This is a genomic window from Achromobacter sp. (assembly GCF_032113835.1).
GTDB lineage: Bacteria > Pseudomonadota > Gammaproteobacteria > Burkholderiales > Burkholderiaceae_B > Achromobacter.
Genome location: NZ_DAMCTG010000008.1, coordinates 1 through 20,809 on the forward strand (window position 1 = coordinate 1; position 20,809 = coordinate 20,809).

Sequence of the window (20,809 nt, forward strand, 5' to 3'; positions counted from 1 at the left end):
TGGCTGACGGCCTTGATGGCGGCGCGGCTGATGACGTGTTCCAGTTCGCGCACGTTGCCCGGCCAGCGGTAGCGCCGCATCATTTCCTCGGCCTCGGGCGACAGCCGCAGGCTGCGCAGGCCGAGCCGCGCGCGGTTCAGTTCCAGGTAGCGTCCGGCCAGCAGCAGGATGTCGTTGCCGCGGTCGCGCAGGGGCGGGATGGGAATGGGGTAGACCGACAGCCGGTGATAGAGGTCGGCGCGGAAGTCGCCTGCGCGCACCAGATCGCGCAGGCTGCGGTTGGTGGCCGCCACGATGCGCACGTCCACGGTGCGCGGGCGGTCGTCGCCCAGCCGCTGGATCTCGCCGTTCTGCAGGGTGCGTAGCAGCTTGGCCTGCACCAGCAACGGCAGTTCGCCGACTTCGTCCAGGAACAGGGTGCCGCCGTTGGCCGCTTCGAAGCGCCCGGGGCGGTCAGCGACGGCGCCGGAGAACGCGCCTTTTGCGTGGCCGAACAACTCGCTTTCGGCCAGCGATTCGGGCAGCGCGGCGCAGTTCACGTGCACCAGCGGCCGGTCGCGGCGGCGCGACAACCCGTGCACGCGATGTGCGAACAGCTCCTTGCCCACACCGGTCTCGCCCAGCAGCAGGATGGGCAGTTCTGAATCGGCCACCACCTCGATCTCGTGCAGCAGCCGGCCGATGGATTCGCTTTGGCCCAGGATGTCGCTGCTGGCCGGGGCGGCGCTGTCCGCCGGCGCCTGCCCGCGCGCGACGCGCAGGGCGCGGATCTCGGCCTCCAGGCGGGTGGTGCGCAGCGCGGCTTCGAGCAGCACGATGTAGTCGCGCAGGTCGGCCTGCGCCTCCATGTCGAACGTGCCGACCTCCAGCGCGTCCAGCGTCAGCACGCCCCAGGTCTTGCCCTCGATATGCAGGCTGGTGCCCATGCAGTCGTGCACCGGCAGCGGTTCGCCCGCCATGCCATTGATCAGTCCATCGTAGGGATCGGGCAGGGTGCTGTCGTGATGAAAGCAGGTGACGCCGCGCCGTCCCAGAATGGCTGCCAGCCGCGGGTGCTGCTGCACGGCAAAGCGGCGGCCCAGCGCGTCCTGGGTCAGGCCGTCCACCGCGACGGGGCGCAGATGGTCCTCTTCAAGCTGCAAGAGCGCAACCGCGCCGCAGCGGAAATGGGTGCGAAGGCTGGAGACCAGGCGCTGAAGCCGGATGGCGGGCGGCAGGTCGGCGACCAGGTCCGCAAGCAGGAGATTTTGCATGGGGTGAATTCTACCGTTGCAAGGTGAATAGAACCCTCCCATTGAAGGGTGATATCTACCCTTTAAATCGCAGGTGATTGATAAATCGCAAGTTTTTCCTGGCACGGTTTTCGCAAGTAGAGAGGCACCGCAATGATCTTTGGAGAGACGCGATGAGCATGGTTGAGCAATCCCTGGGCCAGTTGGCCCGCAGCATTCCCGGCGCCACGCAGGTTTTTCACGAGTTCGATCTGGACTTCTGCTGTGGCGGCAAGAAGAGCCTGGCCGAGGCGGCCGCCCAGCGTTCGCTGGATCCCGCGCAGATCGAGGCCCGCCTGGTGGCCCTGGCGCAAAATCCTGCGCACGAAACCGACTGGGGGCTGGCATCGCCGGCCGAACTGGTCGACCACATCCTGGCGCGCTACCACGAGGTGCACCGCCAGCAGTTTCCGGAACTCATCCGGCTGGCGCTGAAGGTCGAACAGGTGCACGCCGACAGCCCGGACTGCCCGACCGGCCTGGCCGACCACCTGCGCACGATGCAGCAGGAACTGGAAAGCCACATGCAGAAAGAGGAACAGGTGCTGTTCCCCATGCTGGCCCGTGGTCACGGCGCCATGGCGACCATGCCGATCATGGTGATGCGCATGGAACACGACGACCACGGCGTCGCGCTCGAACGCCTGATGGCCCTGACCAACAACGTGACGCTGCCGCGCGCCGCCTGCAATACCTGGCGCGCGCTCTACCTGGGCATCCGCCAGTTCAAGGAAGACCTGATGGCGCACATCCACCTGGAGAACAACATCCTCTTCGAGAACGCAGGCGCGCGCGCCCCGGCCTGACGGGCGCGGCAAGGAAGGGCGGGGCCCGCCGGCCCCGCGGCATCAGCAGGGAAGGTCCGTATGAACATCGACAAATTCAAGCAGCAGCACGTGGATATCCTGGAAGGCATCGCGTCGCTGCGCAAGCTGGCCCTGGCGGGCGTGGCGCGCAACGCGGCCGAAATCGCGCAGGGCATCGTGGCCATGAGCGCCACCATCAAGCTGCATCTGGCGGTCGAGGACCGGGCGCTGTATCCGGCCGTGGCGCGCAGCGCCGACGCCGAACTGGCGCGCAAGGGGCGGGAGTTCCAGGAAGAGATGGACGCCATCGCCGCCGCCTATGAGGGTTTTGCCAAGCGCTGGAACAACGCGCGCAGCCTGGAACTAAACGAACGCGGCTTCCGGGACGACGCCAACACCGTGCTGCGCCGCGTCCACGAGCGCATGCAGCGCGAAAACCGCGATCTTTATCCGCGCATCGAGGCGATGTAGCAGCGGGTCCCGAGCGGCCTTAACGCCCTTAGCGATCTTCCGGCGCGACACCCTCGAGCGCGCGCCGCAAGGCGGCATGCTTTTCCCGGTCCACCGGCCGGTGCTTGCGCTCGGCGCTGGCAGGATACGTGCCCAGGAAGTTGCCGCCCTTGCGGTCCGTGGCCGGCCGCACCGGCCGGGGCGCGAAGCCGCCGCCGCAGTTGGGGCAGACATTGCCCAGCACCTCTTCCACGCAATCGGCGCAAAAGGTGCACTCAAAGCTGCATATCCTGGCCAGCGGGGACGCGGGCGGCAGAGCGGTGTCGCAGTGTTCGCAGGTGGGATGCAAGGCGAGCATGGAAGGCTCCAACATCAGTAAGAAACCGGTGCGCCAGCGTACCCGTTCCGCCGTCCGCCGCGCCATCCCCGATCCGGACACAAAAGGAATGAAATCCGCCATCCCGGTTGCATGAAACCGTCTTCTGCCGCCTGTACACTCGGAACACCTTACAGGGCGACAGGGGTTCTTGATGGCCGGAAGCAGTTTCTTCGCGTTGTTCGACGATATCGCCACCATCCTGGATGACGTTTCCGTCATGACGAAAGTGGCGGCCAAGAAAACGGCAGGCGTGCTGGGCGACGACCTGGCGCTCAATGCCCAGCAGGTCAGCGGCGTGCCGGTCAACCGCGAGCTGCCCGTGGTCTGGGCCGTGGCCAAGGGTTCCTTCATCAACAAGCTGATCCTGGTGCCCGCCGCGCTGCTCATCAGTGCGTTCGCGCCCTGGGCCATCACGCCGCTCCTGATGCTGGGCGGCGCGTTCCTCTGCTACGAAGGCGTCGAGAAACTGGCGCACAAGTACCTGTCGCACGGCGAATCTCCCGAAGGCCACCACGCCGCGCGCGCCGAGGCGCTGCAGAACCAGTCGGTCGACATGGTGGCGTTCGAAAAGACCAAGATCAAAGGCGCGGTGCGCACCGATTTCATCCTGTCGGCGGAAATCATCGTCATCAGCCTGGGCGCGGTCGCCGGCGCCGACTTCACGCGCCAGGTCGCGGTGCTGTCCATCATTGCCATCGGAATGACGGTGGGCGTCTACGGCCTGGTCGCCGGCATCGTCAAGCTGGATGATCTGGGCTTGTACCTGAGCCAGAAAGCGTCGCGCGGCGTGGCCTGGCTCGGCGAGCGCATCGTGGCCGCCGCGCCTTACCTGATGAAGACGTTGTCGGTGGTGGGCACGGCCGCGATGTTCATGGTCGGCGGCGCCATCCTGACCCACGGCATCCCGCCGGTGCATGCGGCCGTCGAACACGCCGCCGCCGCGGTCGGCGGGGGCGGCGTTGTTCACGCCCTGGTGTCCACGCTGCTCAATGCCTTGTTCGGCATCGTTGCCGGCGCGGTGGTGCTGGGCGCGGTCAGCCTCGTCAAGCGCCTGTTCAAGAAGGGCTAACCGACAGCGGGATCCGGCGCGCCGGGAAGGCCTGCCACGCCGGGAAGGGCGTGGCGTACCGCTGCGGCTATTGCTGCGGCGGCGCGCTCGCCGGCGATCCCATCGCCTGGAACAACGCCGCCGTTTCCGTCATGCGAGCGTTGGCGTATTCCAGTTCACGCAGCCGCGCCGCCACATAATGCTGTTCAGACGCGTACTGGGTGTAAGGCGCCAGCGCACCCAGCCGAACGCGCTTGGCCGTGTTCTGGTAGGACTGCTCCGCCGCGCGGCGTGAACCTTCCGCCGACGCCAGCGCCTGCCCTCCGGCATCCAGCCGTGACAGCGTGTCGGCCACGTCGCGGAACGCGGTCAGCACGGTCTGCTTGTACTGCAACACGGCCGCCTCGTAACGCTCCTTGGCGGCGCTGCGCTCGGCAAGCAACTGCCCGCCGTGGAAGATCGGCTGCGTCAACGACGCGCCGATGGCCCAGATGGAGCCGGCGCCCGACAAGGCATCCGCCCAAGCAAACCCGCCCTTGCCCATGGAAGCCGTCAGCGACAGGCTCGGAAAGAGCTGCGCGGTCGCCAGACCCACGTCGGCGGCGGCTGCCAGGAGGGCCGCCTCGGCGACAAGAACGTCCGGACGGGAGGCCAGGAGTTCCGACGGCACCACCACCGGCACCGCCTCGGGCACGGCGATCGTGCTGAAGGCCAGATCCGGCGGCGCCTGATCCGGACTGCGGCCCAGCAGCACGGCGAGCGCGTGGCGCGTCGCATGCCAGCGCGCACGCAGGCCGGGCAGGGATGCCTCCAGCGTGGCGGCGTCCTGGTCCGCGTCCAGCGCGTCGTTCTGCGATGCCGCGCCCAGTTCGTACCGGCGCTGCGTGTCGCGCGCGACCTGCCGCAGCAGCACCACCTGCTTTTCCGTCAGCGCCACCTGCTCGGCCAGCGAGGCCGAGGTGATCGCACCCGTGACGATGTTGGCCGCCAGCGAACGCCGCGCGGCTTCCAGCTGGTAGGCCTGCTGTTCGACCTGTGCCGCGAGCGAGGTGTTGGCAAAGCGCGCCGCGCCAAAAAGGTCCAGGTTGTAGCTGGCCTGCACCTGACCCGTGAAGACATTGAATAGCGCGGTGGGCTGCGGCAGGTTGGGCATCGTCAGCGCGCGGTTGCGCGTGGCGCTGACGCCTGCATCCACCGTGGGCAGCAGCGACGAATTGACCTGTCCGCGCAATTGCTCGCGCGCGCCGGCCAGGTTGCGTTCGGCGGCGGCCAGGTCCGGGCTGTTGGCCAGGCCTTCTTCCACCAGCGCATTCAGCGCCTCGGACTGGTAGCGCGTCCACCATTGCGGCACCGGGTGCGCGCCGCGTTCGAAACGTTGCGCCACGCCCTGCGCGGCGGCGCCGGTGGCAGGCGCCGCCTCGACCCCGTACTGCGCGGGTTCGGCCATCGCGGGCGGCCTGCTGTCCGGCGCGAAGGCGCAGGCGCCCAGCGCCAGCACCAGTGGCAGGGCGGCGAATCGCAGGCGGGCGGAAGGAATGGAATGTCGCATCGTCAGGCTCCTCGTTCCACGGTGTCGCCCGCGTTGGCGCCGGGCGGCACGCCTTCGGGCTCGTCGCGCTCGTCGTGCTTTACGCGGAACCACGCGGCATACAGCGCCGGCAAGAAGAACAGCGTCAGCACCGTGGCGCTGGTGATGCCGCCCATCAGGGCCGTCGCCATGGGACCGAAGAAATTGCTGCGCAACAGCGGGATCAGCGCCAGCACGGCGGCGGCCGCGGTCAGCGTGATCGGCCGGAAACGCCGGACCGTGGCGCCGACGATGGCGTCCACGCGCTTGTGGCCCGCGCTGATGTCTTGTTCGATCTGGTCCACCAGGATGACCGAGTTGCGCATGATGATGCCGAACATCGCGATCACCCCCAGCATCGCGACAAAGCCGAAGGGCTTGCCGAACAGCAGCAGGGCGGCCACCACGCCGATCAACCCCAGCGGCGCGGTCAGCACCACCATCAGCACGCGGGCGAAGCTCTGCAGCTGCACCATCAGCAGCGTCAGCACGGCCACCGCCATCAGCGGCATCTGCGCATTGATGGACGTCTGGCCCTTGGCGCTTTCCTCCACCGGACCGCCGACTTCAATACGGAAACCGACCGGCAGCTCGGCGCGCAGCGTGTCCAGCTTCTTGTCGATGGCGCGCGTGACGTCGATGCCTTGCGCGCCGCCCGTCACGTCGGCCTGGACGGTGATCGTGGGCTGGCGGTCGCGTTCCCAGATGACGCCGTATTCCAGGTCGTATTTCACTTGGCCGATGCTGCCCAGCGGCACGGGGCCATTCGCGGTCGGCATCGCCAGCGTGGCAAGGCGGGCGGGGTCGACCCGCTCTTCGCGCGGGGCGCGCAGGCTGACGTTGATGAGTTTGTCGCGCTCGCGGTACTGCGTCACGGTGTAGCCGGACAGCGTCATCGCCAGGAAGTCGGAAATGTCGCTGGAGCTGATGCCCAGTTCGCGCGCCTTCTGTTGGTCCACCTCGAAGCGCACCGAGCGCTCGGAAGGCTCGTCCCAGTCGAACTGCACGTTGGCCGAGCGCTTGTCCGCGCGGACTTCGGCGGCCACCTTTTCGGCCACCGCGCGCACGTCGGGGATCTTGTCGCCGCTGACGCGGAACTGCACCTGATAGCCGACCGGCGGTCCGTTCTCCAGCCGCGACAGGCGGCTGCGGATGGCGGGAAAGTCGCTGCGCAGCATCGGCTCCATCCACTGCGCGAGCTTTTCGCGATCTTCCACCGAATGAGTGGTGATGACGAGCTGGGCGAAGTTGGGGGTGGCCAACTGCTGGTCCAGCGGCAGGTAGAAGCGCGGGGCGCCCGTGCCGACGAAGCTGACCGAATGCGCGATCTCGGGCCGGCCTTCGATCGCCTTTTCCAGGCGCTCGACCTGGCGCAGCGTGGCGGCGAACGACGCGCCTTCCTGCAACCGCACGTCGACCAGCAGCTCGCTGCGGTCGGAACTGGGGAAGAACTGCTGCGGCACGAACTTGAAGCCCGCCATGGCCACGGCAAACACCACCACCGTGCCCGCCAGCACCAGGAAGCGCCGGTCCACGCACCACGCCACCCAGCCGCGCAGGCGCTGATAGAAACGCGTGTTGTAGATGTCGTGTTCGTGGTCGTGGGGCAGATGCGCCTCGCGCTTGCGCTCGGGCAAGAGGCGATAGCCCAGCAGCGGAATCAGCACCACGGCCGCGAACCACGAGGTGATCAGCGCGATGGCGGACACCTGGAAGATCGAACGCGTGTATTCGCCCGTGCTGGACTTGGCCAGCGCAATCGGCAGAAAGCCCGCCACCGTGACCAGCGTGCCGGTCAGCATCGGAAACGCCGTGCTGGTGTAGGCGAACGCGGCGGCGCGGGTGCGGTTCCAGCCTTGCTCCAGCTTCACCGACATCATCTCGACCGCAATGATGGCGTCGTCCACCAGCAGGCCCAGCGCCAGCACCAGCGTACCGAGCGACACCTTGTGCAGGCCGATGCCGAACATCTCCATGAACAGCGCCGTGATGGCCAGCACCACGGGGATGGAAATCACCACCACCATGCCCGTGCGCAAGCCCAGCGACACCAGGCTGACGGCCAGCACGATCGCCACGGCTTCCGCGACGGAGCGCAGGAATTCGTCGACCGAATGCGACACGGCCGTGGGCATGCTGGAGACTTCCTTCAGCGTAAGGCCCGCGGGCAGTTGCGCCTGCAATTCCTTGAACTTCGCGTCCAGCGATTTGCCCAGGCGCACCACGTCCTGGTTCGGCTGCATGGTGATGCCGATGCCCAGCACCGTTTCCCCGCTGAACCGCATCTGCTGCGAGGGCGGATCGTCGTACCCGCGATGAATGGTGGCGATATCGCCCAGCCGGATCGACTTGTCGTTCACGCGGATCAGCGTGTCCGCCAGCGCCCGGCTGTTGGGGAACTGCCCCGAAGGCCGCACGAAGATGCGGTCGTCGGCGGTGGTCAGCGTGCCCGCGCCCTGCACGGCGTTCTGGCTGTTGATCGCCTGCGCGATCTGTTGCGGCGACACGCCCAGTCGGGTGAGCTGGGTGTTCGTGATCTCGATGTAGATGTGTTCGGGTTGATCGCCGAAATAATCCACCTTGGCCACGCCCGGCACCCGCAAAAGCACCGTGCGCAGCTTGTCCGCGTAGTCGTGCAGCTGCGCCGGCGAGAAACCGTCGCCCTGCAGGGTGTAGATGTTGGTGTAGACGTCGCCGAACTCGTCATTGAAGAACGGACCTTGCACGCCTTGCGGCAGCGTGGCCCGCATGTCGCCGACCTTCTTGCGCACCTGGTACCACTGGTCGGCCACCGTGTTGGCGGGCGCCGAGTCCTTCATCGTGTAGAAGATCAGCGATTCGCCGGGCCGCGAGTAGCTGCGCAGGAAGTCCGTGTTGGCGGTTTCCTGCAGCTTCTTGGCGATGCGGTCCGTGACCTGTTCCTGCACCTGCTGCGCGGTGGCGCCCGGCCACAGGGTCTGGATGACCATGACGCGGAAGGTGAAGGGCGGGTCTTCGGACTGCGCCAGCCGCGAATACGACAGCACGCCGAACAGCGTGACAAGGGTGATGATGAAGATGACCAGCGGCTGATGCCGCAGCGCCCAGGCCGACAGGTTGAACCGGCCTTCCTCGTGGCGATGGGCGTCCTGGCCGGGGTCCTTTCCGGCTTCCTTGCCGGCATCCTGGCCGGGGGCGCTCATGACGCGAAGTCCTCGGGATGCAACGGCGGCACCGGGCGCACCTTCTCGCCGGCAGACACCGTGTGCACGCCTTGCCACACCACGCGTTCTCCGGCTTTCAGGCCTTGCGACAGCGTGACGGTGCGCGCGTCGTAGCGCAGCACCTGCACGCGGCGCAGCTCCAGCGTGTCGGCGTCGGGCTTGACGATCCACACCGCCGGCTCGCGGCCTTCATGGAACAGGGCAGTGGCGGGCACGGTAAAGGTGGTCTGCCCGTTGGCCGAGCGGTTGTCGAAGCTGATGTTGGCCGTCATGCCCAGCCGGACTTCGGGCGAGGGTGATTCCAGCGTGAGCTTGGCGCGATACGTGCGGCTCTGCGGGTCGGCGGCCGGCGCGATTTCGCGCAGCACCGCCGTGAAGGTCTGGCCGGGCAGCGGGCCCAGCGTGACGCTGGCGCGCTGGCCGATCGCCAATCCCGCCAGCACGCTTTCAGGCACGTCGCACAGCGCATCGATGTCGCCCGACCAAGCCAATTGGTAGACGGGGGTGCCCGCCGCCACGTTCTGTCCGGTGTCGGCCTGTTCGGCCGTGATGACGCCCGCGTGGTCGGCCGTGAGGGTGGTGTACTTGAGCTGGTCGGCCGCCAGCGCCGCCTGCTGCGCGGCCTGGTCCCGCTGTGCAAGCGCCGAGGCATAGGCGTTGCGGGTCTGTTCAAGCTGCGTCGCGGCAATCAGGTTTTCGCGTGCCTGGGCGCGGTCGCGGTCCAATTGCTGCCGCGCGTAGTCCAACTGGTGCTGCGCGGCGGACAGCGACGCGCGCGCCGCCGCGGCGTTCTTGGCCGCGTCGGCCGGATCCAGTTTGGCGAGGACCTGTTCCGGCGCGACGGTATCGCCCAGCCGCACCTTGCGCTCGATGATCTTGCCGCCCACGCGGAACGAGAGCGGGGTGCTGTAGCGGGCCTGCACTTCGCCGGGCAGCGTCCAGGCGGGCAGGGCTTCGTCGGCCTGCGCGGGCATGGCGACCACGGGACGCGGCGCGGGGGCGGGCGCCTCCTCGCGGCCGCAACCGGCCACGGCGGCCGCCAGCGCAAGCACGGCGGATAGCGCCATCAGGCGCGTCCGGCGGGGGGGCAGGGAAATGGAAAGAAGCGGCGCTGCATGGGCAGCGGCGTGGCGCGCGGTGGAACGCGCGGCCGGGCCAGGACAATTCACGAAACACCTCGCGGCGCGGAAAAGGGCGGAAAAAGGGCGAGTCGGGCTCGATACGGACTGGATTCTAATACAGTCATGTATCTGGATTCAATGTTGAATCTGAAACTGCCGCCGATGCTAAACTCCGGCCATGTCAAAAGTCCGCCTAACCCGAGAGCAGAGCCGTGACCAGACGCGTCAGCGCCTGCTCGACGCTGCCCAGTCGATATTTCTGTCCAAGGGTTTCGTGGCGGCCAGCGTCGAAGACATCGCCGAGCAGGCGGGCTACACGCGCGGGGCGTTCTACAGCAACTTCGGCAGCAAGTCCGAACTGTTCCTGCAACTGCTCAAGCGCGACCACGAAAACGTCATGGCCGACATGCGCGCCATCTTCGAAGCCGGCGAGACCCGGCAGCAGATGGAAGCGCGCGTGCTCGATTACTACAGCACGCACTATCGCGAAAACGATTGTTTCCTGCTGTGGATGGAAGGCAAGCTGCAGGCCGCGCGCGATCCGGATTTCCGCGTGGGATTCATCGCCTGTCTGCGCGAACTGCGCGCCGCCACCACCGAATACATCCGCCAGTTCTCGGCCCACGTCGGCACGCCGCTGCCGCTGCCGGCCGAGCAGCTAGCGCTGGGCCTCTTGGCCCTGTCCGACGGCATGCAGTTCAGCTATGCCTTCGATCCCCAGGCCGTCACGCCAGAGATGACCGAGGCCGTGCTGGCCGGGTTCTTCCGCCGGGTGGTCTTTGGTGACGCAAAGCCGGAATAAAACCGCGGCGGCTTAGGCGATCAATTCCGATATCTCGATCAGGTTCAGGTCCGGGTCGCGCAAGTACACCGAGCGGATCTTGCCGGTGGCGCCGGTGCGTGGCACCGGTCCTTCGATGATGGCTGCGCCCTCCGCCTTGAGCCGGTCGATCACCTCGTCCAGCGGGCGGTCGGCGATGAAGCACAGGTCCAGCGCGCCCGGCACCGGCAGATGCGCCTTCGGTTCAAACTCGTGGCCGCGCACATGCAGGTTGATTTTCTGGTTGCCAAAGCGCAACGCCTGCCGTCCTTCGCCGAAGGTCTCGAGCCGCATGCCGAGGATGCGGGTGTAGAAATCCACCGTGGCGGCGGGGTCGGTGCAGGTCAGCACCAGGTGGTCCAGGTGATCGATCATCGAGGGTCTCCGGCCAGGGCCTGCGCGCAAGGGTCGCGCCTTTTCGATTGTCAGCCCGGGCACCGCCGTGATAGTAATACCGGCGGTGCACCGGTCGTGCTGAGGGGGCCAGCGCCATGTTCCGCGACCCTCGGGCGCAAGGAGTGCATCCATGACTTCGGAATCCCGACCCGGCACAACCATCCATCGGCCCGTCTTCTTTTCAGCGGCTCTCTTCACGGTGCTGCTCGTGGCCTTCGCCATCATTGCGCCCAAGACCGCGCAGGACGTCTTCGGCGCGATGCAGGCCTGGATCATCAGCAACGCCAGCTGGTTCTACATCCTGGTTGTCGCCGTCATCCTGATCTCGGTCGCGTTTCTGGCGATCAGCCGGTATGGCGACATCAAGCTGGGTCCTGACCACAGCGAGCCCGATTACCGCAATTTCACCTGGTTCGCCATGCTGTTTTCCGCCGGCATGGGCATCGGACTGATGTTCTTCGGCGTGGCCGAACCCGTCATGCACTTCGTGTCGCCGCCCGTGGGCGAGGGCGGCACGGTCGAGGCAGCGCGCGAATCCATGAAGATCACCTTCTTCCATTGGGGCCTGCACGCCTGGGCGATCTACGCGGCGGTGGCGTTGACGCTCGCGTTCTTCAGCTTCCGCCACGGGCTGCCGCTGACCCTGCGGTCCGCGCTGTATCCGCTGATCGGCAACCGCATCCACGGCCCGATCGGCCACGCCGTCGACATCTTCGCCATCATCGGCACCGTGCTGGGCGTGGCGACGTCGCTGGGGCTGGGTGTGGCGCAGATGAACAGCGGCCTGAATCACCTGTTCGGCATTCCGGTCGGCGTGGTGCCGCAGATCATCCTGATCGTCGTCACCTGCGGCCTGGCGACGATGTCGGTGGCCAGCGGGCTGGACAAGGGCATCCGCTTTCTGTCGGAAGCCAACATGGTGCTGGCGGTGATCCTGCTGCTGTTCGTGCTGATCGCCGGCCCCACGGTGTTCCTGTTCCAGACGTTCGTGCAGAACACCGGCGCGTACCTGTCCGACATCGTCAACAAGACCTTCAACCTGTACGCCTACGAGCCGACAGACTGGCTGGGCGGCTGGACCTTGTTCTATTGGGGCTGGTGGATCGCGTGGTCGCCGTTCGTGGGTCTTTTCATCGCCCGCATTTCGCGCGGCCGCACCATCCGCGAATTCGTCTGCGGCGTGCTGCTGGTGCCGGCCGGCTTCACGCTGTTCTGGATGACGGTGTTCGGCGACACGGCCATTTACTACATTCTGGTGGGCGGCGACCAGGGCTTGGCGCAGGCGGTGGATAAGGACAGTTCCCTGGCGCTGTTCGCGTTTCTTGAGTTATTGCCCTGGAGCAGCGTGATATCGGTCTTTGCCATCGCGATGGTGGCCGTATTCTTTGTCACGTCCGCCGACTCCGGGGCGCTGGTCGTGGACCTGCTGGCCTCGGGCGGCGCGGACCGCACGCCGGTGTGGCAGCGGATCTTCTGGTCGCTGTCCATGGGTGCGGTGGCCATCGCGCTGCTGCTGGCCGACGGTCTGACCGCGCTGCAGACCGCCACCATCGCCAGCGCGCTGCCGTTCTCGATCATCCTGCTGCTGTCGCTGTGGGGGCTGTTCAAGGCGCTCAAGCTCGACGCGACCAAGCGCGGCATCCGCTACCAGTCGTTGACGCTTTCCCGGCCGGCGCGCGGCGGCCAGTCCTGGGAACGGCGCCTGCGCAACATGGTGATGATGCCGCGCCGCGCTCACGTGCTGCGCTTCATCTCCGACGTGGTGCGGCCGGCCCTGGAAGACGTGGCCGATGAATTGCGCAAGCAGGGCTATGCCGTGGAGGTGCGCGAAGACGAAAACGAGGGCGGGGTGATCCTGGAGGTTTCGCATGGCGAACATCTGGATTTTTCCTACGCCGTGCAGCCGCAGGCCTTCGTGCGTCCCAGCCTGACGCCGGACGAGGCGGCCGACGAAGACGAGCGCAAGTATTTCCGCGCCGAAGTCCATTTGCGCGAAGGCGGCCAGGACTACGACATCATGGGCTGGAGCCGCGACGCGGTGATCGGCGACATCCTGGATCAATACGAGCGGCATCGCCATTACCTGCACATGGTGCGCGGGTGAGCCGCTTCGGCTGATCCGCCTCACCGGCGGGCTTTGCTCCTCGGGCCTTTTGCTTTCCCCTTTCGCCACGCCAACAGCGTGGCTTTTTTTCGCTCATAGGCAGCCGCTATCCCCTTGATTGCTTTCGCTGCTTTGACGGATCGGCGCGATTCGTGGATTATCCAAGACAATTCTTGTTTAAATAAAAAGTGAGCGAAAAATGAAGGCGAAGGCAGGAGCATGGGCGGTTGTCGCCCTGGCCGTGGCGGCGGCGTTGGCCGGCGGGGCCATGTACTGGAAATCCAGCGGGGCGGCGCAAGGGGGCGGATGGTCGATGCCGCCGGCCAAGGTTGCGGTGGCGGCCGCAGTGCAGGCGGACTTTCCGGTGGTCCTGGCCGGCATTGGCTCGCTGGAGGCCACGCGCCAGGTGATGGTGCCCGCCGAAGTCGACGGTCGTGTCGCGCAGATCCTGTTCACGCCGGGCGAGTCCGTGAAGGCAGGGCAGTTGCTCGTGCAGCTGAACGACGCGCCCGAGCAGGGTGAACTGGCTCGGCTGCAGGCGCAGGCGCGCAACGCGCGGGCCTTGCTGGACCGCACGCGCCGGCTGGTGCCGCTGCAGGCCGCGACCCGCGAGCAGCTCGATCAGGCGCAGGCCGATCATGAGCAGGCCGCCGCAGACGTGCGGCGCGTGCAGGCGCTGATCGACCAGAAGCGCATCAAGGCGCCGTTCGACGGGGTGCTGGGCGTGCGCCGCGTGAACCTGGGCCAGTTTGCCCGCGCCGGCGATCCGCTGGTGTCGCTGACGGATGGGTCGTCCATGTACGCCAATCTCACGCTGCCCGAGCAGGCGCTGGGCGCGCTGCGCGTCGGTCAGCCCGTGGCAGTGACGGTGGATGCGCACGCCGGCCGTGCGTTCCCGGGCAAGGTCACGACCGTGGAGCCGCAGGTCGACCCGGGCACGCGCACGGTCCGCGTGCAGGCGCTGCTGGCCAATCCGGACGGCGCGCTGTCCGCCGGCATGTATGCGCAGGGCAGGATCAGCCTGCCCGACCGCCCGAACGTCATCACCGTGCCGGAGACGGCCGTGAGCTACAGCGCCTATGGCGATTCAGTCTATGTCGTGGCCGCGCCCGACTCCGGCACGGCCGGCGCGGCGCCCACCGTCCGCCAGGCCTATGTCAAGACGGGCGAACGCCTGCGGGGCCGCGTGGTGGTGACCGAGGGGGTCAAGGCCGGCGACCAGGTCGTCACGTCGGGCCAACTGCGGCTGCATAACGGCGCCGCCGTCGAGATCCTGCCGAACGACACCGTGGCGCTGAGCGCGCCGGGGCAGACCGTGGCGCAAGCTCGGTAAGGCGCGGAGGCCCCATGAAATTCACCGATCTCTTCGTGCGCCGTCCCGTGCTGGCGCTGGTGGTCAGCACGCTCATCCTGCTGCTGGGCATTAAAGCGCTGAGCGGGTTGCCCGTCCGGCAGTACCCGCTGACCGAAAGCACCACCATCACCATCACCACGCAGTATCCAGGCGCCTCGCCCGACCTGATGCAGGGCTTCGTGACGCAGCCCATCGCGCAGTCCGTGGCCACCGTCGAAGGCATCGACTACCTGTCGTCGTCGTCCACGCAGGGCCGCAGCGTGATCACCGTGCGGATGAAGCTGAACGCCGATTCCAACAAGGCCATGACCGAGGTGATGGCCAAGGTCAATGAGGTCAAGTACCGCCTGCCGCAGGACGTCTACGATCCGGTCCTGGTCAAATCCGCGGGCGAGGCCACGGCCGTCGCTTACGTGGGCTTTTCCAGCACGAAACTGTCGCTGGCCGCGTTGACCGACTACCTGTCGCGGGTGGTGCAGCCGCAGCTCTCGTCTATCGATGGGGTCGCAAGCGTCGAGCTGTACGGCGGGCAGAGGCTGGCGATGCGCGTGTGGCTGGATCCGGACCGCATGGCGGCGCGCGGCATTTCCGCCGGCGAACTCGCCGACGCGCTGCGTCAGAACAACGTGCAGGCGGCGCCCGGCCAGGCCAAGGGCCTGTACGTGGTGTCCAACATCCAGGTCAACACCGACCTCGTCAACGTGGCGGAATTCCGCGATCTCGTCATCAAGCAGGAAGGCGGCGCGATCGTCCGGCTGGGCGACGTGGCCACGGTGGAACTGGGCGCGGCGTCCACGGATTCAAGCGGTCTGATGGATGGCGACCCGGCCGTGTACTTCGGCCTGAACGCCACGCCCGTCGGCAACCCGCTGGTCATCGTCAAGCGCCTGAACGAATTGCTGCCCAACATCAAGCAGAACCTGCCGCCCGGCACCAGCGTGCAGGTGCCGTTCGAGCTGGCCCGCTTCATCAGCGCGTCCATCGACGGCGTGACGCAGACGCTGCTGGAAGCCATCGTCATCGTGGTGGCGGTGATCTTCCTGTGCCTGGGCTCGCTGCGCGCGGTGCTGATTCCGGTGGTGACCATACCGCTGTCGATGCTGGGCGGCGCGGCCATCATGGCGCTGTTCGGCTTCAGCGTGAACCTATTGACGTTGCTGGCGATGGTGCTGGCCATCGGGCTGGTGGTGGACGACGCCATTGTGGTGGTCGAGAACGTGCATCGCCACATCGAGGAGGGCAAGTCGCCGGTGCGCGCGGCGCTGATCGGCGCGCGCGAGGTCGCGGGGCCGGTGATCGCCATGACCATCACGCTGGCGGCGGTCTACGCGCCGATCGGGCTGATGGGCGGGCTGACCGGCTCGCTCTTCAAGGAGTTCGCGTTCACGCTGGCCGGCGCGGTGGTGGTGTCCGGCGTGATCGCGCTGACGCTGTCGCCGGTGATGAGCTCGTTCCTCTTGAACGGGCGCGTGGCCGACGGCTGGATGGCGCGCAAGGCCGAGCACTTTTTTGGCCGCCTGGGCGACGCCTACGGCCGCGTGCTGGACGTGTCGCTGCATCATCGCTGGGTCACCGGCGTGCTGGCGGTGGCCGTGCTGGCCAGCCTGCCGTTCCTGTACAACGCCGCGCAGCAGGAGCTGGCGCCCGTCGAGGACCAATCCACGGTGCTCACTGCCATCAAGTCGCCGCAGCAGGCCAACATCGATTACGTCGAGAAGTTCGGCAAGAAGTGGGACGACGTCATGAAGACGCTGCCCGAGCAAAACGGGCGCTGGCTGATCAACGGGTCCGACGGCGTGTCCAACAGCATCGGCGGGGTGAACTTCGTGGACTGGCAGGACCGCAAGCGCTCGGCCGATGAGATCCAGGCCGACATGCAGGCGATGGCGAATGGCGTGGAGGGCAGCAACATTTTTGCGTTCCAGCTGCCGTCCTTGCCCGGCTCCACGGGCGGGCTGCCCGTGCAGATGGTGCTGATGAGCGCGTCCGACTATGCCGTGGTCTACGACGCCATGGAAAGCCTGAAGAAAGCCGCGCGCGAAAGCGGCCTGTTCATGGTGGTGGACAGCGACCTGGACTACAACAACCCGGTCGTGCAGTTGAAGGTGGACCGCAGCAAGGCGAACAGCCTGGGCGTCACCATGAAGGCCATCGGCGACACGCTGGCGGTGCTGGTGGGCGAGAACTATGTCAACCGCTTCGGCATGGACGGGCGTTCGTATGACGTCATTCCGCAAAGCCTGCGCGAACAGCGCATCTCGCCGCAGGCATTGGCGCAGTATCACGTGAAAAGCGCCTCGGGCGCGCAGGTGCCGCTGTCCAACCTGGTGACGGTGTCGATGGGCGTGGAGCCCAACAAGCTCACGCAGTTCAATCAGTTGAACGCCGCCACGTTCCAGGCCATTCCCATGCCGGGCGTCACGATGGGCGATGCGGTGCGGTTCCTGACACGCGAGGCGCAATCGCTGCCGGCGGGTTTCAGCTACGACTGGCAATCCGACGCGCGCCAGTTCACGCAGGAAGGCTCGGCGCTGATGATCACCTTCATCTTCGCCATCATCGTCATCTACCTGGTGCTGGCCGCGCAGTACGAAAGCCTGCGCGATCCGTTCATCATCCTGGTGAGCGTGCCCATGTCGATCTGCGGCGCGCTGATTCCGCTGGCGTTGGGCATGGCCACCGTCAACATCTACACGCAGATCGGCTTGGTGACACTGATCGGGCTGATCAGCAAGCACGGCATCCTGATGGTGGAGTTTGCCAACGAGATGCAGGTCAGCCACGGGCTGGACCGGCGGGCCGCCATGGAGCAGGCCGCCCGCATCCGCCTGCGTCCCATCCTGATGACCACGGCCGCCATGGTCATGGGGCTGATCCCGCTGCTGTTCGCCACCGGCGCCGGCGCGCACAGCCGCTACAGCCTGGGGCTGGTCATCGTGGTGGGCCTGCTGGTGGGCACGCTGTTCACGCTGTTCGTGCTGCCCACCGTCTACACCGTGTTTGCCCGCGATCACCGGGCGGCCAACGACACGCCGCGCGCCCGGGAGCTGGCGCAGGCCGACGCCGAGGACGCGCGCGCCGCGGTCTCGCACTGAGGAATCGATCATGAACAAGCTGCACCTTTCCATCCGGCTGCGCCGCGGCGCCGTCGTGCTGCTGGCGGCTCTGGCCGTGGCCGGCTGCGCCGTCGGGCCGGATTACCAACAGCCGAACCCGGCGCCCGTCGTCCTGGCCAGCCCCGAGCAGGCGCTCTTTTCCACCGATCAGGTCCAGCGCGACTGGTGGAAGCAGTTGCAGGACCCGCAGCTCGATCGCCTGATCGGCATGGCGCTGGCGCGCAACCTGGACATCCGCATCGCTCAGGCGCGCCTTGCCGAATCGCGCGCGGTGCTGGACGAAAAGGAATTGGACAAGCTGCCGGCTGTGACGCTGGGTGGGGGTTACGCGCGCAGCCTGTCGCAGGCGAATCCCGGCGTTGCCGGCCAGCGCAATCTGGCAGAAACCTATCGCGCGGGCTTCGACGCGACCTGGGAGCTGGATCTGTTTGGCCGCTTGCGCCGGGCGGCCGAGGGCGCCGCCGCCCGTAGCGAGGCGCAGGCGGCCGACCTGGCGCAGGCGCGCATCGTGGTCGCGGCCGAGGTCGCGCGCAACTATTTCGAGCTGCGCGGCGCCGAACAGCGTCTGGCCGTGGCGCGCGCCAACCTCGCCAGCCAAGAGGACAGCCTGCGCGTGACCCAGGCCATGGTGTCGGCCGGCCGCGGCGACGAAGGCGACCTGGCCAGCGCGCGGGCGGAACTGCAGACCGTGCAGGCCAGCATCCCCGTGCAGGAGACGGCGCGCCGGCTGGCGTTGTACCGGATCGCGGTGCTGGCGGCTCTGCGTCCCGTGGAACTGGGCGCGCTGGATGCCGCGACGCCGCTCGCGCCGCTGACGGCGCGGCTGCCCATCGGCGATGTGGGCGCCTTGCTGTCGCGGCGTCCGGACGTGCTGGCCGCCGAACGCAACCTGGCCGCCGCCAATGCCGACGTAGGGGTGGCCACGGCCGAGCTCTACCCGCGCATCGACCTGGGCGGATTCCTGGGATTCGTCGCGCTGCGCGGCGCGGACTTCGGCTCGGCGGCCAGTCGCGGGTTCAGCGTGGCGGCAGACGCCGGCTGGCCGGCGTTTCATCTGCCCACGGCGCTTGCCCGCAAGCGCGGGGCCGAGGCGCGTCTGGAAGGCGAGGCGGCGCGCTACGAGCAGGCGATCCTGCGCGCGGTGCAGGAGGTGGAGGAGGCGCTGGCCGAGTACGGGCAGACGCAGCAGCGCCTAGGCAGCCTGGCGCAGGCCGCCGCGCACAGCGGACGCGCAGCGGAACTTGCCCGGTTGCGCTACCGCGAAGGCAGCACGGCTTATTTGACCGTGCTGGACGCGCAGCGTACGCTTTTGCGCGCCCAGGACGCCGTGGCCGTGGCCGAAGCCGAGTCCTACACGCGGCTCATCGTGCTGTACAAGGCGCTGGGCGGTGGCTGGCAGGCCGAACCCGCCCACACCGCGGCGGCGCGCCCGCCCGGCGCCGGCTGACCCCGGCGACCCGTCCGTGGCACCATAGGAACCTTCTCCCGGAGCATCGATACCCCTCATGTCTGACAGCCTGTCCCACCCGGCCGCCGCGATCCCGCACCAGCCTGCGGACCGCGTGCTCATGACCCTGAAGACGCGCGGACCGCAATCCATCGCGGTCATCGCGCGCGCCATGGACGTGACGGCCGAGGCGGTGCGCCAGCAGATGACGCGCCTGCATGCCGACGGGCTGGTCGACTTCGAAAGCCAAAGCGCGGGCCGTGGCCGGCCCACCCAGATCTGGTTCCTGACCGCGGCCGGCCATGGGCGCTTCCCGGACACGCACGCCGAGATGACGGTGCAGATGATCGCGGCCGTGCGCCAGGTGTTCGGCGACGACGGCATCGACAAGCTGGTGCAGGTGCGCGAAGGCGCCATGCTCAATGTCTACCAGCAGGCCATGCAGGACGCGCCCGACTTGAAGACCCGGCTCGAGCGCCTGGTCGACGTGCGCAGCGCCGAGGGCTACATGGCGGAAATGCGCGAGGACGGCGCGGATTTCATCTTCATCGAGAACCATTGCCCCATCTGTTTCGCGGCCAAGGCCTGTATGGGCTTTTGCCGCAGCGAGCTCGAACTGTTCCGCAAGGTGCTGGGCGAGGGCGTGCAGGTCGACCGCGAAGAACACATCCTGGCCGGCGCGCGGCGCTGCGCGTATCGGGTCAGCGAGCGGCCATGACGCTCAAGCAGCTTGAAGCCTTCTACTGGGCCGCCACCTGCGCCAGTTTCGCCGTGGCGGCCGAGCGGCTGCATCTGTCCGTGTCCTCGCTGTCCAAGCGCATCACGGAACTGGAAGAGGGGCTGGGCCAGCCGCTCTTTGACCGCAGCGGCCACAAGGCCGTGCTGACCGACGCGGGACAGCGCCTGCTGCCGCAAGCACGCGGTTTGCTCGCCGCGGCCGATCAGATCCGCGCCTCCATGACCGAAACCCCGGGTCTGCGGGGGCGCTGCCGCTTCGGCGTGGGCGAGCTGACGGCGCTGACCTGGCTGCCGCGCCTGATCGGCGCCGTGCGCGCCGCCTACCCCGAGCTGGTGCTGGAGCCGTACGTGGACATCGGCCAGGTGCTCGAGCAGCGTGTCGCGGACGGCGAACTGGACTTCGCGGTGATCGCCGGCCGGTCCTCCCGCGCCGGCATCGCGTCCTCGCCCATCGGCGAGGCGCACTTCTCCTGGGTCGCCGCGCCCTCGGTGCTGCAACCGGCCGAGACCGGCATGACGATGGCCCTGCTGGCCCGGCTGCCGCTCGTGACCCTGCCCGAAGGCGCCGGCACCACGCGCATCATCGACGACTGGCTGGGCGGACGCGAAGCCGCGGGCGAGCGCCTGTGCTGCAACAACTGGGGCGCCATCGTCGGACTGCTGATCGAGGGCACGGGCGTGGGACTGCTGCCCAGCCATTGGGCTGAAAAGCTCCAGGCCGAAGGCAGCCTGCGCGTCCTGCACGGGGAACCCGAACTGGCCGCCTTGCCCTACGCGTTCCAGTACCGGCGCGACGACGCCCGGCCGCTGGTCGCCATGCTGCGCGACACGGTCGCCGCGTCGGCCGATTTCTCGGCGCCTTGCCGTCTGCCCTGAGCCATTCGTCCGCAAGGCGGCCGCCACGGGCGTATAGTGGGCGGCGCGCCACTCGCCGGTCTATACAATCGCCGCGCGCCTGGCGCAGAATCCAACAACACGTGCGCACGAGG

The 20,809-nt window shown here is 67.6% G+C and carries 16 protein-coding genes; 10 read left to right on the forward strand and 6 right to left on the reverse strand.

The window, feature by feature from the left end; translation table 11 throughout:
- Nucleotides 1-1,253: nitric oxide reductase transcriptional regulator NorR (norR, locus tag RT697_RS05085; protein WP_313697283.1), on the reverse strand; the 1,253-nt coding region annotated here is incomplete at its 3' end.
- A 152-nt stretch (nucleotides 1,254-1,405) separates the two neighbouring features.
- Between norR and ytfE the strand changes: the two genes are divergently transcribed.
- Both ytfE and RT697_RS05095 read left to right on the forward strand, forming a co-directional pair.
- On the forward strand, nucleotides 1,406-2,077 hold the full coding sequence (gene ytfE, locus RT697_RS05090) for an iron-sulfur cluster repair protein YtfE (protein WP_313697284.1): 672 nt from the start codon (nucleotides 1,406-1,408) through the stop codon (nucleotides 2,075-2,077).
- 60 nt (nucleotides 2,078-2,137) lie between these two features.
- The gene (locus RT697_RS05095) at nucleotides 2,138-2,548 is read left to right on the forward strand and encodes a hemerythrin domain-containing protein (RefSeq protein ID WP_313697285.1); all 411 of its coding nucleotides are present in this window, start codon (nucleotides 2,138-2,140) and stop codon (nucleotides 2,546-2,548) included.
- A gap of 28 nt (nucleotides 2,549-2,576) precedes the next feature.
- On the opposite strand, the gene RT697_RS05100 is transcribed toward RT697_RS05095, so the two are convergent.
- On the reverse strand, nucleotides 2,577-2,885 hold the full coding sequence (locus RT697_RS05100; RefSeq protein WP_313697350.1) for a DUF1272 domain-containing protein: 309 nt from the start codon (nucleotides 2,883-2,885) through the stop codon (nucleotides 2,577-2,579).
- A gap of 172 nt (nucleotides 2,886-3,057) precedes the next feature.
- Here RT697_RS05100 and RT697_RS05105 point away from each other — a divergent pair, with 172 nt between their 5' ends.
- Nucleotides 3,058-3,975, forward strand: coding sequence for a DUF808 domain-containing protein (locus RT697_RS05105; protein ID WP_313697286.1), 918 nt, complete (start codon nucleotides 3,058-3,060; stop codon nucleotides 3,973-3,975).
- 67 nt (nucleotides 3,976-4,042) lie between these two features.
- Here the strand turns inward: RT697_RS05105 and RT697_RS05110 are convergent, their stop codons facing one another.
- From RT697_RS05110 to RT697_RS05120, 3 genes are read right to left on the reverse strand one after another with little or no spacing between them, the layout of a single operon-like run.
- The gene (locus RT697_RS05110) at nucleotides 4,043-5,503 is read right to left on the reverse strand and encodes an efflux transporter outer membrane subunit (protein WP_313697287.1); all 1,461 of its coding nucleotides are present in this window, start codon (nucleotides 5,501-5,503) and stop codon (nucleotides 4,043-4,045) included.
- A 2-nt stretch (nucleotides 5,504-5,505) separates the two neighbouring features.
- Nucleotides 5,506-8,703, reverse strand: a complete 3,198-nt coding sequence (locus RT697_RS05115) for an efflux RND transporter permease subunit (RefSeq protein WP_313697288.1) — start codon at nucleotides 8,701-8,703, stop codon at nucleotides 5,506-5,508.
- Nucleotides 8,700-9,791 (reverse strand): efflux RND transporter periplasmic adaptor subunit, encoded by a 1,092-nt coding sequence (locus RT697_RS05120; RefSeq protein WP_313697289.1) that lies wholly within the window; start codon nucleotides 9,789-9,791, stop codon nucleotides 8,700-8,702. Before RT697_RS05120 ends, RT697_RS05115 begins: the two co-directional genes overlap by 4 nt.
- 232 nt (nucleotides 9,792-10,023) lie before the next feature.
- On the opposite strand from RT697_RS05120, the gene RT697_RS05125 reads away from it, so the two are divergent.
- Nucleotides 10,024-10,647 carry a TetR/AcrR family transcriptional regulator gene (locus RT697_RS05125; RefSeq protein WP_105237709.1) on the forward strand — a complete coding sequence of 208 codons (624 nt, stop codon included), beginning with the start codon at nucleotides 10,024-10,026 and terminating at the stop codon, nucleotides 10,645-10,647.
- 12 nt (nucleotides 10,648-10,659) lie between these two features.
- Here RT697_RS05125 and RT697_RS05130 read toward each other — a convergent pair whose 3' ends face one another.
- Nucleotides 10,660-11,040 (reverse strand): VOC family protein, encoded by a 381-nt coding sequence (locus RT697_RS05130; RefSeq protein ID WP_313697290.1) that lies wholly within the window; start codon nucleotides 11,038-11,040, stop codon nucleotides 10,660-10,662.
- A 151-nt stretch (nucleotides 11,041-11,191) separates the two neighbouring features.
- On the opposite strand from RT697_RS05130, the gene RT697_RS05135 reads away from it, so the two are divergent.
- The 6 genes from RT697_RS05135 (at nucleotide 11,192) to RT697_RS05160 (ending at nucleotide 20,696) form a co-directional block, all read left to right on the forward strand.
- Nucleotides 11,192-13,165 carry a choline BCCT transporter BetT gene (locus tag RT697_RS05135; protein WP_313697291.1) on the forward strand — a complete coding sequence of 658 codons (1,974 nt, stop codon included), beginning with the start codon at nucleotides 11,192-11,194 and terminating at the stop codon, nucleotides 13,163-13,165.
- Between the two features lie 199 nt (nucleotides 13,166-13,364).
- The gene (locus RT697_RS05140) at nucleotides 13,365-14,498 is read left to right on the forward strand and encodes an efflux RND transporter periplasmic adaptor subunit (RefSeq protein WP_313697292.1); all 1,134 of its coding nucleotides are present in this window, start codon (nucleotides 13,365-13,367) and stop codon (nucleotides 14,496-14,498) included.
- A gap of 14 nt (nucleotides 14,499-14,512) precedes the next feature.
- A complete protein-coding gene (locus RT697_RS05145) occupies nucleotides 14,513-17,614 on the forward strand; it encodes a MexW/MexI family multidrug efflux RND transporter permease subunit (RefSeq protein ID WP_313697293.1) in 3,102 nt (1,033 codons plus the stop codon).
- Nucleotides 17,615-17,624: 10 nt separating this feature from the next.
- Nucleotides 17,625-19,082 carry a TolC family protein gene (locus tag RT697_RS05150; protein WP_313697294.1) on the forward strand — a complete coding sequence of 486 codons (1,458 nt, stop codon included), beginning with the start codon at nucleotides 17,625-17,627 and terminating at the stop codon, nucleotides 19,080-19,082.
- 58 nt (nucleotides 19,083-19,140) lie between these two features.
- Nucleotides 19,141-19,800, forward strand: coding sequence for a metalloregulator ArsR/SmtB family transcription factor (locus tag RT697_RS05155; RefSeq protein ID WP_313697295.1), 660 nt, complete (start codon nucleotides 19,141-19,143; stop codon nucleotides 19,798-19,800).
- On the forward strand, nucleotides 19,797-20,696 hold the full coding sequence (locus RT697_RS05160) for a LysR family transcriptional regulator (RefSeq protein WP_313697296.1): 900 nt from the start codon (nucleotides 19,797-19,799) through the stop codon (nucleotides 20,694-20,696). Before RT697_RS05155 ends, RT697_RS05160 begins: the two co-directional genes overlap by 4 nt.
- Nucleotides 20,697-20,809: the final 113 nt, after the last annotated feature.

Excerpts from the sequence above, each read along its gene's own strand:
- ytfE (WP_313697284.1), top strand. The coding sequence starts at position 1,406 with ATGAGCATGGTTGAGCAATCCCTGGGCCAGTTGGCCCGCAGCATTCCC.
- RT697_RS05095 (WP_313697285.1), top strand. The coding sequence starts at position 2,138 with ATGAACATCGACAAATTCAAGCAGCAGCACGTGGATATCCTGGAAGGC.
- RT697_RS05100 (WP_313697350.1), bottom strand. The coding sequence starts at position 2,885 with ATGCTCGCCTTGCATCCCACCTGCGAACACTGCGACACCGCTCTGCCG.
- RT697_RS05105 (WP_313697286.1), top strand. The coding sequence starts at position 3,058 with ATGGCCGGAAGCAGTTTCTTCGCGTTGTTCGACGATATCGCCACCATC.
- RT697_RS05110 (WP_313697287.1), bottom strand. The coding sequence starts at position 5,503 with ATGCGACATTCCATTCCTTCCGCCCGCCTGCGATTCGCCGCCCTGCCA.
- RT697_RS05115 (WP_313697288.1), bottom strand. The coding sequence starts at position 8,703 with ATGAGCGCCCCCGGCCAGGATGCCGGCAAGGAAGCCGGAAAGGACCCC.
- RT697_RS05120 (WP_313697289.1), bottom strand. The coding sequence starts at position 9,791 with ATGGCGCTATCCGCCGTGCTTGCGCTGGCGGCCGCCGTGGCCGGTTGC.
- RT697_RS05125 (WP_105237709.1), top strand. The coding sequence starts at position 10,024 with ATGTCAAAAGTCCGCCTAACCCGAGAGCAGAGCCGTGACCAGACGCGT.
- RT697_RS05130 (WP_313697290.1), bottom strand. The coding sequence starts at position 11,040 with ATGATCGATCACCTGGACCACCTGGTGCTGACCTGCACCGACCCCGCC.
- RT697_RS05135 (WP_313697291.1), top strand. The coding sequence starts at position 11,192 with ATGACTTCGGAATCCCGACCCGGCACAACCATCCATCGGCCCGTCTTC.
- RT697_RS05140 (WP_313697292.1), top strand. The coding sequence starts at position 13,365 with ATGAAGGCGAAGGCAGGAGCATGGGCGGTTGTCGCCCTGGCCGTGGCG.
- RT697_RS05145 (WP_313697293.1), top strand. The coding sequence starts at position 14,513 with ATGAAATTCACCGATCTCTTCGTGCGCCGTCCCGTGCTGGCGCTGGTG.
- RT697_RS05150 (WP_313697294.1), top strand. The coding sequence starts at position 17,625 with ATGAACAAGCTGCACCTTTCCATCCGGCTGCGCCGCGGCGCCGTCGTG.
- RT697_RS05155 (WP_313697295.1), top strand. The coding sequence starts at position 19,141 with ATGTCTGACAGCCTGTCCCACCCGGCCGCCGCGATCCCGCACCAGCCT.
- RT697_RS05160 (WP_313697296.1), top strand. The coding sequence starts at position 19,797 with ATGACGCTCAAGCAGCTTGAAGCCTTCTACTGGGCCGCCACCTGCGCC.